The 14,490-nt window shown below is 65.4% G+C and carries 15 protein-coding genes; 11 read left to right on the forward strand and 4 right to left on the reverse strand.

Going from position 1 to position 14,490, the window contains the following annotated elements; all coding sequences use genetic code 11:
• Nucleotides 1-92: 92 nt before the first annotated feature.
• The 9 genes from J2R76_RS09495 (at nt 93) to J2R76_RS09535 (ending at nt 9,927) form a co-directional block, all read left to right on the forward strand.
• Complete coding sequence (locus J2R76_RS09495; protein WP_028335150.1) at nt 93-818, forward strand: sulfite exporter TauE/SafE family protein; 726 nt, start codon at nt 93-95, stop codon at nt 816-818.
• Nucleotides 819-1,261: 443 nt separating this feature from the next.
• Nucleotides 1,262-1,549 (forward strand): hypothetical protein, encoded by a 288-nt coding sequence (locus J2R76_RS09500; RefSeq protein ID WP_076831930.1) that lies wholly within the window; start codon nt 1,262-1,264, stop codon nt 1,547-1,549.
• A 303-nt stretch (nt 1,550-1,852) separates the two neighbouring features.
• Complete coding sequence (locus tag J2R76_RS09505) at nt 1,853-2,338, forward strand: hypothetical protein (protein WP_244558937.1); 486 nt, start codon at nt 1,853-1,855, stop codon at nt 2,336-2,338.
• A 96-nt stretch (nt 2,339-2,434) separates the two neighbouring features.
• Nucleotides 2,435-3,904, forward strand: a complete 1,470-nt coding sequence (gene radA / locus J2R76_RS09510; protein ID WP_076831924.1) for a DNA repair protein RadA — start codon at nt 2,435-2,437, stop codon at nt 3,902-3,904.
• 206 nt (nt 3,905-4,110) lie between these two features.
• On the forward strand, nt 4,111-4,746 hold the full coding sequence (locus J2R76_RS09515; RefSeq protein ID WP_026192677.1) for a CvpA family protein: 636 nt from the start codon (nt 4,111-4,113) through the stop codon (nt 4,744-4,746).
• 25 nt (nt 4,747-4,771) lie between these two features.
• Entirely contained in the window at nt 4,772-6,322 is a 1,551-nt protein-coding gene (purF, locus tag J2R76_RS09520) for an amidophosphoribosyltransferase (RefSeq protein ID WP_371852170.1), read from the forward strand.
• A gap of 156 nt (nt 6,323-6,478) precedes the next feature.
• Complete coding sequence (locus J2R76_RS09525; protein ID WP_076831921.1) at nt 6,479-7,219, forward strand: SDR family NAD(P)-dependent oxidoreductase; 741 nt, start codon at nt 6,479-6,481, stop codon at nt 7,217-7,219.
• A 192-nt stretch (nt 7,220-7,411) separates the two neighbouring features.
• Complete coding sequence (locus J2R76_RS09530; RefSeq protein ID WP_076831919.1) at nt 7,412-8,551, forward strand: hypothetical protein; 1,140 nt, start codon at nt 7,412-7,414, stop codon at nt 8,549-8,551.
• 149 nt (nt 8,552-8,700) lie between these two features.
• Nucleotides 8,701-9,927: an ABC transporter substrate-binding protein gene (locus tag J2R76_RS09535; protein ID WP_076831917.1), complete on the forward strand. Its 1,227-nt coding sequence runs from the start codon at nt 8,701-8,703 to the stop codon at nt 9,925-9,927.
• A gap of 124 nt (nt 9,928-10,051) precedes the next feature.
• On the opposite strand, the gene J2R76_RS09540 is transcribed toward J2R76_RS09535, so the two are convergent.
• Both J2R76_RS09540 and J2R76_RS09545 read right to left on the reverse strand, forming a co-directional pair.
• Nucleotides 10,052-10,621 carry a DUF2147 domain-containing protein gene (locus tag J2R76_RS09540; RefSeq protein WP_076831914.1) on the reverse strand — a complete coding sequence of 190 codons (570 nt, stop codon included), beginning with the start codon at nt 10,619-10,621 and terminating at the stop codon, nt 10,052-10,054.
• Nucleotides 10,622-10,672: 51 nt separating this feature from the next.
• Nucleotides 10,673-11,332, reverse strand: coding sequence for a DUF3313 domain-containing protein (locus J2R76_RS09545; protein ID WP_076831911.1), 660 nt, complete (start codon nt 11,330-11,332; stop codon nt 10,673-10,675).
• Between the two features lie 116 nt (nt 11,333-11,448).
• Between J2R76_RS09545 and J2R76_RS09550 the strand changes: the two genes are divergently transcribed.
• The gene (locus tag J2R76_RS09550) at nt 11,449-11,559 is read left to right on the forward strand and encodes a nuclear transport factor 2 family protein (protein WP_244558936.1); all 111 of its coding nucleotides are present in this window, start codon (nt 11,449-11,451) and stop codon (nt 11,557-11,559) included.
• A 9-nt stretch (nt 11,560-11,568) separates the two neighbouring features.
• The gene (locus J2R76_RS09555) at nt 11,569-11,805 is read left to right on the forward strand and encodes a nuclear transport factor 2 family protein (protein ID WP_256520504.1); all 237 of its coding nucleotides are present in this window, start codon (nt 11,569-11,571) and stop codon (nt 11,803-11,805) included.
• Nucleotides 11,806-11,838: 33 nt separating this feature from the next.
• Here the strand turns inward: J2R76_RS09555 and J2R76_RS09560 are convergent, their stop codons facing one another.
• Together J2R76_RS09560 and der are read right to left on the reverse strand one after the other, a co-directional pair.
• Nucleotides 11,839-13,086, reverse strand: a complete 1,248-nt coding sequence (locus tag J2R76_RS09560) for an MFS transporter (protein ID WP_057019856.1) — start codon at nt 13,084-13,086, stop codon at nt 11,839-11,841.
• On the reverse strand, nt 13,083-14,465 hold the full coding sequence (gene der, locus J2R76_RS09565; RefSeq protein WP_076831908.1) for a ribosome biogenesis GTPase Der: 1,383 nt from the start codon (nt 14,463-14,465) through the stop codon (nt 13,083-13,085). Before der ends, J2R76_RS09560 begins: the two co-directional genes overlap by 4 nt.
• Between the last annotated feature and the right edge of the window lie 25 nt (nt 14,466-14,490).

Here is a 14,490-nt window from a genome sequence, read left to right on the forward strand (position 1 = left end):
CTTGCGCCGTCTCGAACCATGAGGTCACACTGAGCCCCTCTCCCGGGGCACGCATTCAGCATGGCTCGGGATCACCTCACCGGAGCGCGCAGGTGGGCTTCCTCTTCGTCCTCATTGTCGGCCTGGTCGCCGGCACCATTTCCGGCATCGTCGGCACCGGCTCGTCGATCATGCTGATGCCGGTGCTGGTCTATCAGTACGGGCCGAAGCAGGCGGTACCGATCATGGCCGTCGCCGCCGTGATGGCCAATCTGTCGCGCATCCTCGCCTGGTGGCGCGAGGTCGACTGGCGTGCCTGCATCGCCTACTCGATCACCGGCATTCCGGCCGCCGCGCTCGGCGCGCGCACCCTGCTCGCGCTGCCCTCGCATGCGGTCGATATCGCGATCGGCGTATTCCTGATCGCGATGGTGCCGGTGCGGCACTGGCTGGCGCGGCACAGGCTGAAGGCCAATCTCTGGCATCTCGCAATCGGCGGTGCGCTCATCGGCTACCTCACCGGCATCGTGGCCTCGACCGGCCCGCTCAGCGTGCCGCTGTTCCTGTTCTACGGTCTCAGCAAGGGCGCGTTCCTCGCCACCGAGGCGGCGAGCTCGCTCGGGCTCTATGTCAGCAAGTCGGTGACGTTCGAGCGTTTCGGCGCGCTGACGCCGGACATTGCGCTGAAGGGCCTGATCGCCGGCGCCTCGCTGATGGCCGGCGCTTTCATCGCAAAGCGCTTCGTGCTGCAGCTGAAGCCGGAGTCGTTCCGCCTGATCATGGACGGCATCATGCTGGCGGCGGGCACGGCGCTATTGTGGTCTGCAATGACGCAGTAAAATTCCGACATCGACCAGGCCCTGGGCAAACGGATTTCACCGTGACGAACACCAACATCCTCCCGATGGTGTCGTAATTCTACGGGGCTTTGCGCATCGGGTGGCGCGTACCCCGAAAGAGTTTTGTTGAGCGCTCACCTTCCGTTGTTATCCGGATTGCCATCGTCCGGCCGCTGCGTTTATGACAATCTCATTACTTGCACTTGATCGTTTGCGGAAAAGAACTTTGCTCCAGCAGGCATCACAGGGTTGATCGACGACCCGGATGCGAGTCCCGAGAGTTCAGGCGACACGAGTTCAGCGAAACATGGCGTGCAGATCGGGCGCAGAGCCCGGCGCCTGATGTCGCCGATGTCGGCCTGACGAATGCGGGATCGCAAGTCGAAGCATTGGGGAGTCGCGGGTCGTCAAAGCCCACGACAGGCGGGAAAGGCAGGCGCGCGATGCGCAAGATGATGATCACGACTGCGGCGATTGTGACGTTCGCTGTTGCCGGCTCGGCGTTCTGGCCGACGGCAAGGCCCGATGTCGCGCAGTTCGGAGACAGCGTCTACGAGACGATCTGGGTCTGGCGCATTCCGGCCTACGCCAACAATCCGTCGTGGCGGGTTCGCTGGAGCTGGAGCGATCCGTTGCGCGCGCAGGCGAGATGCTGCCGCGCTCTGCCGACGAGTCTGACGCCGCGCGAGAAACCGCCGCTGCTGCTGTCGCGGCGGGACATCCACGTTTGACCGCGCGTACAAACGAGAGAGCAGTTCCCTTGCGCGAAGCGCATTTGATTCAAATTCGCGCTGTAGTTGAACTTACTTTTTATCCTTAACCAGAAACCTGATCTTTGATTTACATCTGCAAGATGCGGTTTACCTTGTCTCCGCGAGCACAGCGGATTCAGGGACAACAACAATATGCGCCAACCAAGCCTCACCCTGTGGTTGACCGTTGTTCTGGCGACGCAGGGTTTGAGCGTCGCGGCAGACGAGACAAGACCGGGCCAACCGGGTGCTGTTGCCGCCGCTGACCGCGTTGCATGTTCCTTGCAGCCGAAAAGTGAGGAACCGTCCGATCCGTCGTCGACCTCGGCAATTCCCCACGCCGAAAAATTCGTCGCGCGGGAACATTTCAAGGAGGACATCGCCTCGAGCGCGCCGGTCAGGATTTCCTGGTTAGGCGCGACCTTCGCGCAGCGCTTCACGAACAAGATCGAGGACGATAGCGGCGGCGCATCCTTGCAGACCTTCATCCTGAGCGCAGCCTCGAGCGACAAGGAGATCCTCGCCAAACTGGGTCAGAGCCACGAGAGCAGACTGGCCGACGTCTGGTGCGCGTTGAGGCGACAGCCCAGCGGCAGCAACGGCCCGCTGGAGGTCAACGCCAAGCCGAACGTGTTTTACGTCCGCGACAGCGCCGGAGAGCTTGGTGCCGTCGACGTGCTGTGGGGCGGCGTCGGCTGGGAAATCGGCGCAAGCCCGGTCGGCGACAAGCCGCGCTGGCCGGGCGGAACACGGGTGTTCTCGCGCTGAGCCGGCCCCGCCATCTGGCACTCCGTCTTCGATGGATCGCGCGCGGCGGCCGAACCGTGTTATGCATCGTGCTCGATAGCGCGACTCACCTGCTCCATGGCCAAATCCACCCTCTCCTTCGTCTGCCAGAACTGCGGCGCGGCGTATAATCGCTGGCAGGGCAAGTGCGATTCCTGCGGCGAGTGGAACACGCTGACCGAGGAGGACACCACAGGCTCGGTGCCGGTCTCGATCCGCAGCAAGCGCAAGGGGCGGACGTTTGCGCTGGAATCGCTGTCCGGCAAGACCCAGGACGCGCCGCGGCTGTCGTCCGGGATGGCCGAGCTCGACCGCGTCACCGGCGGCGGCTTCGTCCGCGGCTCGGTGCTTTTGGTCGGCGGCGATCCCGGCATCGGAAAATCGACGCTGCTGACCCAGGCGACCAGCATGATGGCGCGCGCCGGCCACCGCGCGGTCTATATCTCCGGCGAAGAGGCGGTCGCCCAGGTGCGGCTGCGCGCCGAACGGCTCGGGCTCGCGGACGCGCCGGTGCAGCTGGCTTCGGAAACGTCGGTCGAGGACATCGTCGCGACGCTATCGGAAGGCGCGGTGCCGCGCCTGATCGTGATCGACTCGATCCAGACCATGTGGACCGACACGGTGGAATCCGCGCCCGGCACGGTGACCCAGGTCCGCGCCTCGGCGCAGGCCCTCATTCGCTTTGCCAAGAAGACGGGTGCCGCGATCATCCTGGTCGGCCATGTGACAAAGGACGGCCAGATCGCCGGTCCCCGCGTGGTCGAGCACATGGTCGATGCGGTGCTGTCGTTCGAGGGCGAAGGCTCGCAGCAGTTCCGCATCCTGCGCTCGGTGAAGAACCGTTTTGGCGCGACCGACGAGATCGGCGTATTCGAGATGACCGGCCTCGGCCTGCGCGAGGTCACCAACCCCTCGGAATTGTTCCTCTCCGAGCGCGAGCTCGGCAGCCCCGGCACGGCGGTGTTCGCCGGCATCGAGGGCACCCGTCCGGTGCTGGTCGAGTTGCAGGCGCTGGTGGCACCGACCTCGCTCGGCACGCCACGCCGCGCCGTGGTCGGCTGGGACCCGAGCCGGCTGTCGATGGTGCTCGCGGTGCTCGAAGCGCATTGCGGCGTCAAATTGTCCGGACATGACGTCTATCTCAACGTCGCCGGCGGCCTGCGCATCCAGGAACCGGCCGCGGACCTTGCCGCGGCGGCCGCGCTGGTCTCCTCGCTGGTGAACGCGCCGCTGCCGACGGATGCGGTCTATTTCGGCGAGATTTCGCTATCGGGCGCGATCCGCCCGGTGGCGCAGACCCCGGCCCGGCTCAAGGAGGCCCTCAAGCTCGGCTTCGCCCGGGCCATCCTGCCCGAATCGGCCCGCGGCGAGAGCGGCGGCGATTCAGGGCTCACCCTTAACAGCGTCGGCAATCTCACCACGCTGGTCGCCGAAATTGCGGCACGCGGGACGCCCCGGGGCGGCCGGCGCGACCAGGGCAGCTCCGGAGGCCCTGATGCGGCTGAGAAAAATGCCACACCGGCCCGATTCCGTCGCGAGACCAGCTAAAGCGGGCGTGACGTATCAGCCCCCCGCCGCTATACATCCGCCGCGCGGGACAGGTGGCGCTCTGGCCTTGCCGGATGCCCCCAATGCGCCTCAGTTAGGACGGCACCGACTTCGCCGATTCGCGAGAGCCCTTAAGCAGCGTAAGCCCTTAACAACGTAAGCCCTTAACAGCGTACCGAAAACGTACCAGCGGACCTGACCAGCCGATGCCCATAACGATACTTGATCTCGTCCTGCTCGGCGTGATGCTGATTTCGGGCCTGCTCGCGATGGTGCGCGGCTTCATGCGCGAGATCCTGTCGATCGCGGCCTGGGGCGCCGCCGCTTTGGTCACGCTATATGCGTTCTCGAAGCTTCTGCCGACCGCCAAGACCTATTTCAACAACGACACGGTAGCCGCCGTGGTCGTGGTGGCCGGCGTCTTCATCGGCACGCTGATCGTGGTCTCGATCGTCACGGTGCGGATTTCGGACATGATCCTGGATTCCCGGATCGGCGCGCTCGACCGCACCCTCGGCTTCCTGTTCGGGCTCGCCCGCGGCCTCCTGATCGTGGTCGTGGCGTTCATGTTCTTCACCTGGCTGGTTCCGGACAAGCAGCGGCCCGATTGGGTGACCGGGGCGAAGTCCCGCGTGGTGCTGCAGGGAACCGGGGATTGGCTGATGTCGCTCTTGCCCGACGACCCCGAGAACACCATCTTAAAGAAGTTCAAGAAGAATAAGCCAGACGACGATTCTGCGGCCGATACCAATGATCAGGCGACGCCGGCGTCGGGCGATGGCTATAGCAAACCTGCGCGTGACAGCTTGAAGAAGCTGATCGAGAAACCCGCGGGCCGATAAACTATTTGGGCCCTTACGAGAGGCGATGAACGAGATGCAGACCCCTTCGGATCATACCGACCAGATGGATCTCGACCTCGGCCCGATCGAACTGCAAGACGACCCTAAAAACGACCCTCTCAGATACCACCCCGACCTCGATGGCGACACGCTCCGCGAGGAATGCGGCGTGTTCGGCATCTTCGGCCATCCCGAGGCCGCCGCGATCACCGCACTCGGCCTGCACGCCCTGCAACACCGCGGCCAGGAAGCCGCCGGCATCGTCTCCTTCGACGGCAGCCGCTTCCACAGTGAACGCCGCCTCGGCCTGGTCGGCGACGCCTTCTCCCGCCGCGAGGTGATCGAGCGCCTGCCGGGCAACGCCGCGGTCGGCCATGTCCGCTACTCCACCACCGGCGGCACCATCCTGCGCAACGTGCAGCCACTGTTCGCCGAGCTCAGCGCCGGCGGATTTGCGGTCGGCCACAACGGCAACCTCACCAATGGCCTGACCTTGCGCCGCGAGCTGGTCAAGGGCGGCGCCATGATGCAGTCGACCACCGACACTGAGGTGATCCTGCATCTCGTGGCGCAGTCCAAGCGCACCCGCTTCATCGACCGCTTCATCGAGGCGCTGCGCACCATTGAGGGCGCCTATGCGCTGGTCGCGCTGACCAACAAGAAGCTGGTCGGCGCGCGCGACCCGCTCGGCATCCGCCCGCTGGTGCTCGGCGATCTCGACGGCTGTCCGATCCTGACCTCGGAGACCTGCGCGCTCGACATGATCGGCGCGAAATACGTCCGCGACATCGAGCCCGGCGAGATCATCGTGTTCGACGAGCGAGGGGCTCACAGCCACAAGCCGTTCCCGCCGAAGCCGGCCCGGCCCTGCATCTTCGAATACATCTATTTCGCGCGCCCGGACTCGATCGTCGGCGGCCGCTCGGTCTACGACGTGCGCAAGGCGTTCGGCGCCCAGCTGGCGCGCGAGAGCCATCCCGAGGTCGACGTCGTGGTGCCGGTGCCGGATTCCGGCGTGCCCGCCGCGGTCGGCTACAGCCAGTATTCCGGCGTGCCGTTCGAGCTCGGCATCATCCGCAACCACTATGTCGGCCGCACCTTCATCCAGCCGACCCAGAGCGTGCGCGAGCTCGGCGTGCGCATGAAGCATTCGGCCAACCGCGCCGCGATCGAGGGCAAGCGCATCATCCTGATCGACGACAGTCTGGTGCGCGGCACCACCTCGAAGAAGATCGTGCGCATGATGCGCGACGCCGGCGCCCGTGAGGTGCATTTCCGCCTCGCCTCGCCGCCGATCCTCTATCCCGACTATTACGGCATCGACCTGCCGGACCGCGGCGGCCTGCTCGCCGCGACCCATTCGCTCGAGGAGATGCGCGACATCATCGGCGCCGACTCGCTCGCCTTCCTGTCGATCGACGGCATGTACCGCGCGATGGGCTATGAGGGGCGCGACCCGGCAAATCCGAGATTCGCCGACCATTGCTTCACCGGCGCCTACCCGACCCACCTCACCGACCAGAGCGAAACCGAGGCCCCGCCGCGCCAGCTCTCGCTGCTGGCGGAGGCGAGCTAGCCACATCCGCGCTGTCGTCCCTGCGAAAGCAGGGACCCATAACCACCGGCCTATCTGGCTGGGCAGCGTTAGACACAAGCACCGTTTTCCATTACCGCCGTCACGGCGTATGGGTCCCTGCTTTCGCAGGGACGACGATTTGTTAGAGTCCCTTCCATGACAAAACCCCTCGCCTCCCGTATCGCCCTCGTGACCGGCGCCTCGCGCGGCATCGGCTATGCGACCGCGGTCGCACTGGCCAAGGCCGGCGCGCATGTCGTGGCGGTGGCGCGCACGCAAGGCGGGCTGGAAGAGCTCGACGACGAGATCCGCACGGCCGGCGGCAGCGCCACCCTGGTGCCGCTCTCGCTCACCGATTACGACGGCATCGCGCGGCTCGGCCTTGCGCTGCATGAGCGCCACGGCAAGCTCGATATCCTGGTCGGCAATGCCGGCACCGCAGGGCCGTCGTCGCCGCTCGGCCATATCGAGCTGAAGCCGTGGAACGACGTGTTCGCGATCAACGTCACCGCCAATTTTCAGCTGATCCGCTGCATGGACCCGCTGCTGCGGCAATCCGACGCCGGCCGCGCGGTGTTCGTGACGTCGGGTGTGGCCCACAAGGCCAACGCCTATCTCGGCCCCTATGCGGCCTCGAAGGCCGCGCTGGAGGCACTGGTGCGCTCCTGGGCCAACGAGACCGCCAACACAAAGCTCCGCGTCAACCTGTTCAGCCCCGGCCCGATCCGCACCCGGATGCGCGCGCAGGTATTTCCCGGCGAAGACCCGATGACGCTGGATACGCCCGACATGGCCGCCGAATTCATCGTGCCGATGTGTTCGCCCGCATGGACCGAGACCGGCAAGCTCTACGACTACAAGGCGCGCACGCTACGCAGCTTCCAGCCGCCGGCGTGAGCCCGGCTCTCTCTCTCGTAGCCCGGATGGAGCGAAGCGCAATCCGGATAATCTCTACGCCGAGTAACCGGCCCCGGATTTCGCTTCGCTCCATCCGGGCTACGCACCTCCTTGCGATTGACTCGCTCGCGTCCCCACGATTGACTGCCCTTCCCAGCGGGACGCCCGCCAAGAAAAATTTCGGGAGGCAACATGACGCCGTCGTTCAATCGCGCGCGCTTCATTCTGTCCGGATTGTTTCTCTCCGCCTGCATCGCATCATCAGCCCTTTTTGCTCAGCCAGCGCCCGCCAAGGCCAGTGACGTCCCGACGTTTGCGGTCGATGCGTCCTGGCCGAAGCAACTTCCCAACAACTGGATCCTCGGCCAGGTCGGCGGCATCACGGTGGATTGGCAGGGCCACATCTGGGTGATCCACCGGCCGCGCTCGCTGACCGACGACGAGAAGGGCGCGAGCCTCAATCCGCCGCGCTCGAAATGCTGCGTCTCGGCGCCGCCGGTGCTCGAATTCGACGCTGACGGCAATCTACTGCGGTCCTGGGGCGGTCCGGGTGACGGCTATGAGTGGGTTGGCCGCGAGCACGGCATCGAGGTCGACGAGCGCGGCTTCGTCTGGATCGGCGGCAACGCCGACAATGACAATGCGATCCTCAAGTTCACCTTCGACGGCAAGTTCGTCTCGCAGATCGGCTCGATCGCACCGAGCAAGGGCAGCAACGACACCACCCAGCTCGGCAAGCCCGCCGAGACCGCGATCGACAAGGAGGCCAACGAGATCTACGTCGCCGACGGTTACGGCAACCGGCGCGTCATCGTGTTCGATGCCACCACCGGCGCCTACAAGCGGCACTGGGGCGCCTATGGCAACAAGCCCGACGACGCCAAGCAGCCACCCTACGATCCGAAGGCGCAGGTCGCGCAGCAGTTCGGCAATCCCGTGCACTGCGTGAAGATCGCCGATGACGGACTGGTCTATGTCTGCGACCGCATCAACAACCGCATCCAGGTGTTCAGGAAGGACGGCAGCTTCGTGAAGGAGTTCTTCTTCGAGAAGAGCACGCTCGGCAACGGCGCGGTGTGGGACATCGCGCTGTGGCCCGATCCCAAGCAGACCTACCTGCTCTCCGCCGACGGCGAGAACAACGAGATCCGCATCATCAGGCGTGACGACGGCGCGGTGGTCGGCAGCTTCGGCCGCAACGGCCGCAACGCCGGGCAGTTCCACTGGGTGCACGCGCTCGCGGTCGACGCCAGGGGCAACGTCTATACCGCCGAGGTCGACACCGGAAAGCGGATCCAGAAATTCAAGCTGACCTCCGACGCGCTCAAGTAAGGGTTTCACCGGATGACGCTTCGACGCAGGCCCACCCGGCTTTAGGCGGATTGCCGCCTCCCCCCGGAAAGGGTAAGCGGGAACCTGAGCGACCGGCAAAAAGGCTCCGCAAGAGGGCTGCCCGGGCTTTAGACAGTGGAGGGAATTTCATGACAATGACGTTTGCGCGGCGCTGCGCCGCGCTTCTTGCTTGCGCCGCTCTCGGCCTTTCAACTTCTGCGTTCGCGCAGGACAAGACCGTCAAGATCGGCGTGCTCAACGATATGTCGAGCCTCTATGCCGACATCGGCGGCCCGAACTCCGTGGTCGCGATCAAGATGGCCGTGGAGGATTCCGGCCTGCTCAAGAAGGGCTGGAAGATCGACGTCCTCAGTGGCGACCACCAGAACAAGCCCGACGTCGGCGTCAACATCGCTCGGCAATGGGTCGACAACGAGAAGGTCGATGCGATCGCCGACACGCCGAACTCCGGCGTGGCGCTTGCGGTCAACAATCTCGTCAAGGAAAAGAACATCGTCCTGCTGAATTCGGGCGCGGCGACCGCCGACCTCACCGGCAAGGCCTGCACGCCGAACACGATTTCATATACCTACGACACCTACATGCTGGCCAACGGCACCGGCAAGGCCCTGACGAAGGCCGGCGGCGACACCTGGTTCTTCCTGACGGCCGACTATGCATTCGGCCACGCGCTTGAGCGTGACACCACCGCGGTCGTCAACGCCAATGGCGGCAAGGTGCTCGGAAGCGTCAAGCATCCGATCAACACCGCCGATTTCTCGTCGTTCCTGCTGCAGGCACAATCGTCCAAGGCCAAGGTGGTCGGCCTCGCCAATGCCGGCGGCGACACCACCAACGCGATCAAGCAGGCGGCCGAATTCGGCATCGTTTCCGGCGGCCAAAAGCTCGCGGCGCTGCTGCTGTTCATCAACGACGTGCATTCGCTCGGGTTGAAGACCGCGCAAGGCCTGACGTTCACGGAATCCTTCTATTGGGACATGAACGATCAGACCCGCGCCTGGTCGAAGCGGTTCGCCGCCCTCGCCAGCAAGAACGCGATGCCGTCGATGACCCAGGCCGGCAACTACGCGATGGTGCTGCACTATCTCAAGGCGATGGAAGCGCTCGGCGGCAATCCGCATGACGGCGCCAAGGTCGTCGCCAAGATGAAGGAATTGCCGACCGACGATCCGCTGTTCGGCAAGGGCCCGCTGCGCGCCGACGGCCGGCGCCTGATTCCGGCCTATCTGTTCGAGGTGAAGAAGCCCGAAGAGTCCAAATATCCCTGGGACTATTACAAGCTGATCGCCACGATCGCGCCGGAAGACGCCGCAAAGCCGCTTGAGGCCAGCGACTGTCCGCTGCTGAAGAAGTGACCGCGTAGCGGTCATTCCGGGGCGCGCAACGCGCGAACCTCAGATGCGCAATTGCGCATCGGGGAATCTCGAGATTCCGGGGTTCGATGCTGCGCATCGCCCCGGAATGACTTTTTGCACCTTCTTACTTCGCCGCCGACTTCGCCTTGACGGGCGGCGGCAGCGATGCCCATTCCCTGTCGGCGCGCGGGCCGCCGACATCGCCGGTCAGGCCGACGAGCTGGCCCGGCTGCACGTCCAGCGTCTGCGTCCAGGTCTGGGTCTGGCACAGCAGCTTGAGCAGGCATCCCTTGAGCTTCAGCCGGTCGGATTTGTCGCGCCACAGCGAGACCGCATAGGACTTGCCGTCCTCGGCGTTGTAGATGTCGCCGTCGAACCTGCCCTCCGGCGTCAGCTTCAATCCGAGGATCAGCTGATGGCCGAGCAGCGCACGCGTCCGCTGGTCGGGGTCGGGATTGAAGCTGTCGCGGAGCGGCTGGCCGTGTGAATCGAGCGGATCCTTCATCCACACGATGAAGCCGCAGACGCGGTCACGCGCCGTGCCGCATCGCTCGAGGCGGATGCGTGCGCGGCCGTCTTCGGTCAGCCAGGTGCCGCTGGGATCGACTGGCGCAATCGTCTCGGCGCGGCCGGTCGAGCTCATCAGCAAGGCAGCGACGAGGCTGCGCAGAAACATGCGAACCAGAAAGTTCATGGTAAAGGACCTTTCAGCGTCGGGATGGTTTGCGGACGCGCGCGGCGCGCCTCACTTCAATTGCGCCATGAAGGCATCGGCACCCTTGTCTATGCCGGCGGTGGCCGCGGCGAGATCGCCGACGCTGGCCTTGATGTCGTAGGCGTTGGGATATTGCTTGCTGACATAGGCGCCGAGCAGGCGCGAGGTCGAGCTGTCGAACATCTCGACGGCATAGATCACGGAGCCCGTCATCGTGCCCTCGCCGTCGCGCGCGGCCTGCACGCCGTTGTAGACCGCGCCCGCCAGATCGAAGCGCGACAGCGTGCCGAGCACCGGCGTGTTGGCGACCGCGCCGGTCAGCGTCAGCCGCAGGCGGAACGTGTTCGGCCCGCGCGTGTTCACCAGCGTGAAGCGGCCGCGCAGTTTGTCGGCGAAGCGGGTCTGCATGTAGGCAGCGAGCGTCTGCTTGTCCTTCTCGGACATGTCGCCGAATTGATGATCCGCGCCGCGATAGATCACGACCGGATCGATCATCACCTTGTTGTAGCTCCGCCAGTCGACCGGCGGCGCATAGCGATACGGCACACGTCCCGAAGAATCGGACGTATCCGGCGTCATGTAGGCCGACGATGCCACATCCGAATAGGCCACCGTGACGGCGGCACATCCTCCCGCGAGGACGCAAAGCGCCATCGCTCCCAGACCGCGCGCGGCGATCGAGCTCTCCATTCCAATCTCCTCATCCGACCTGGGCGGAAAAGCAGCTCGGCCGCAGCCGCGTCCGGGGCTGAAAGTACGGCTGCGGCCGTCACTGGTCTGACTCGCCGTCGCGGCACCGCCAGACCTTGGCGCTCATCGACGCCTGGACGGACGCCGTCCGCCGACCCGACTATCCCGGCATCTTCGCCCATCACGATCAGGACATCGTGATGTTCGACGTTCCGCCGCCATTGTAGTCACGCGGATTGGATGAATACCGGAAGACGTGGGACTTGTTCTTCAGGTATCACCGCCCATCCTACGCCTTCGATGTCGAGGAGATCGCGATCACGGCCGGCGATGATGTGGCCTTCGCGGTCGCGGTGATGCGGTGCGGGCCACCTGATGCCACGTTCCAGTTCAGGCTGACGATCGGATTGCGCAAGGTCGACGGCGAGTGGCGCGTCACGCACGAGCACCATTCGGTGCCGGCGACGGAATAGAGCGTCTCGTGGTGGATCCGTCGGCGGCCCGCCCTACGCTCTCTTTGCCGCCGTCGTGCGCCAGGCGATGGCGAGCGCGAGCAGCAGCAGCGCGCCGGCCAGATAGAACGGCGCGCCGGGCATCTTCACCGGCACGGTATCGCCGATGAAATACGCAAACGTCAGCGTGAACAGGAACGGGCCGATCAATTCCGACATGCTCTGCACGCTTGAAGTCGCGCCCTGCAACTGGCCCTGTTGATCGGCGGCGACGAGCTGCGTCGTCAGCGCCTGCGTCGCAGCGCCCGAGAGGCCCCACAGCGCCATCACGGGAATGCCGATCCAGAACAGCTGGCCGGTCGGCGCGGCGCCGAAGATCACGAAGCCCAAGGCGCCGCAGACGAGGCCGAGGAACAGCGCGTTGCGCTCGCCGAGGCGCTGCACGATCGGGCCGATCGCCGCGCCCTGCACGATCATGCCGCAGAGCCCGACCAGCGCCAGCGTCGCGCCGACGGTGCCGGTGTCCCAGCCATAGCGATAGGTGGCGTAGAGCACGAACACCGAGGGCAGCACGACATGCGCGAGCTGGCCGAAGAACGTCGCCAGCGACAGGCCGGCGAGCGTCCGGTTCGAGCGCAGGAAATGCAGCGCGCCGATCGGATTGGCGCTCTTCCATTTGAACGGCGCGCGCCGCTCCACGGGCAGCGATTCCGGCAGGATGAACAGGCCATACAGCCCGTTGACGAAGCTCAAACCCGCCGCCGCCCAGAACGGCAGCCGCGGATCGATCTCGCCGAGCAGGCCGCCGAGCGCCGGTCCGAGGATGAAGCCGGCGCCGAAGGCGACGCCAATCTTGCCGAACATCGCGGCGCGCTGCTCCGGCGCGGTGACGTCGGCGATATAGGCGAACACGGTCGAGATGCTCGACGAGGTGATGCCCGAGATCGCCCGCCCGATGAACAGCCAGATCAGGTTCGGCGCCAGCGCCATCAGCACATAGTCGGCGGCGAGGCCGAAATTCGACAGCAGAACCACCGGCCGGCGGCCGAAGCGATCGGACAGCGCGCCGAGGATCGGCGAGCAGACGAACTGCATCAAGGCCCAGATCGAGCCGAACACGCCGAAGATGCGCGCCGCATTTGCGGTGTCGTTGTTGACGAAGCCCTCGATCAGCTTGGGCAGGATCGGGATGATGATCCCGAGCGCGAGCATGTCGAGCAGCAACGTGATGAAGATGAAGATCACCGCGCCGCTGCGCGGTTGCGCTACAGCAACCGTGTCGCCCTCCGACCTTTCGCTCACGACGGCCGTTTGCGCTTGTGGGCGAACGGATTGGCCTTCTCGCGCAGCGTGATCCGGATCGGCGTGCCCGGCAGATCGAAGGTCTCGCGCAGCGAGTTGATGAGGTAGCGCAGATAGGATCGCGGGATCGCGTCGGCGCGCGAGCAGAACAGCACGAAGCTCGGCGGGCGCGCCTTCACTTGCGTGATGTAGTTCAGCTTCAGCCTGCGGCCCGAAACCGCCGGCGGCGGGTTGGCCTGGATCGCCTGCTCGAACCAGCGATTGAGCGCCGAGGTCGGCAAGCGCCGGTTCCAGACCGCGTAGGCCTCCTGGATCGCCGTCATCAGGCGGTCGATGCCTTCGCCCATCAGGCCGGAGACGGCGACGATCGGCGCGCCCTTGACCTGCGGCAGCCAGTGGTCGGCATCGGTGCGCAGTTGCGAGATCTGGTTGGGCTTGCGCTCGACCAGGTCCCATTTGTTGACCGCGAGCACGATGGCGCGGCCTTCGCGCTCGACCAGGTCGGCGATGCGCAGGTCCTGCTCCTCGAACTTGTTCTGCGCGTCCATCATCATCACGACGACTTCGGCAAAGCGCACCGCGCGCAACGCGTCGGCCACCGAGAGCTTCTCCAGCTTCTCCTCGATCCGCGAGCGACGGCGCAGGCCAGCGGTGTCGAACACCCGGAACTGGCGGCCCTGCCAGGTGATCTCGACCGCGATGGAATCGCGCGTGGTGCCGGCCTCGGGGCTGGTCAGCAGCCGCTCCTCGCCGAGCAGATGGTTGATCAGCGTCGACTTGCCGGCATTGGGCCGGCCGACGATGGCGACGCGGATCGGGCGCTGCGCGGCCTCCTCCTCCGAGATGTCCTCGTCATCCTCGAGCTCGTCGTCTTCCTCCGGTGTCTCCGGCACCAGCGCGCTCAGCGCCTCGTGGAGGTCGCCCATGCCCTCGCCATGCTCGGCCGAGATCTGGACGGGATCGCCGAGCCCGAGCGCGTAGGATTCCATCGCGCCGATCTCGCCATGCTTGCCCTCGGCCTTGTTGGCGACCAGCACCACCGGCTTGTTGGCCTTTCGCGCGAAGTCGGCGAAGGCACGGTCGGTCGGCGTCAGGCCGACGCGGGCGTCGATCACGAACATCAGGGCGTCGGCGAGTTCGATCGCGGTTTCGGTCTGCTCCTGCATCCGCGCCGTCAGCGAACCCTTGGCGCCTTCGTCCAGACCTGCGGTGTCGATGATGGTGAAGTCGAGGTCGTAGAGCCTGGCCTGGCCCTCGCGACGGTCACGCGTCACGCCGGGCTCGTCGTCGACCAGCGCGAGCTTCTGGCCGACCAGCCGGTTGAACAGCGTCGACTTTCCGACATTGGGCCGGCCGATAATGGCGATGGTGAAAGACATGGATCATCCAGGCGCCGCGTTGCGG

The organism is Bradyrhizobium sp. USDA 4532, from assembly GCF_024171315.1.
GTDB lineage: Bacteria > Pseudomonadota > Alphaproteobacteria > Rhizobiales > Xanthobacteraceae > Bradyrhizobium > Bradyrhizobium australafricanum.

Coding starts and splice junctions, on each gene's coding strand:
- J2R76_RS09500 (WP_076831930.1), top strand. CDS start 1,262: ATGCGCAAGATGATGATCACGACTGCGGCGATTGTGACGTTCGCTGTT.
- radA (WP_076831924.1), top strand. CDS start 2,435: ATGGCCAAATCCACCCTCTCCTTCGTCTGCCAGAACTGCGGCGCGGCG.
- J2R76_RS09515 (WP_026192677.1), top strand. CDS start 4,111: ATGCCCATAACGATACTTGATCTCGTCCTGCTCGGCGTGATGCTGATT.
- purF (WP_371852170.1), top strand. CDS start 4,772: ATGAACGAGATGCAGACCCCTTCGGATCATACCGACCAGATGGATCTC.
- J2R76_RS09525 (WP_076831921.1), top strand. CDS start 6,479: ATGACAAAACCCCTCGCCTCCCGTATCGCCCTCGTGACCGGCGCCTCG.
- J2R76_RS09530 (WP_076831919.1), top strand. CDS start 7,412: ATGACGCCGTCGTTCAATCGCGCGCGCTTCATTCTGTCCGGATTGTTT.
- J2R76_RS09535 (WP_076831917.1), top strand. CDS start 8,701: ATGACAATGACGTTTGCGCGGCGCTGCGCCGCGCTTCTTGCTTGCGCC.
- J2R76_RS09540 (WP_076831914.1), bottom strand. CDS start 10,621: ATGAACTTTCTGGTTCGCATGTTTCTGCGCAGCCTCGTCGCTGCCTTG.
- J2R76_RS09545 (WP_076831911.1), bottom strand. CDS start 11,332: ATGGAGAGCTCGATCGCCGCGCGCGGTCTGGGAGCGATGGCGCTTTGC.
- der (WP_076831908.1), bottom strand. CDS start 14,465: ATGTCTTTCACCATCGCCATTATCGGCCGGCCCAATGTCGGAAAGTCG.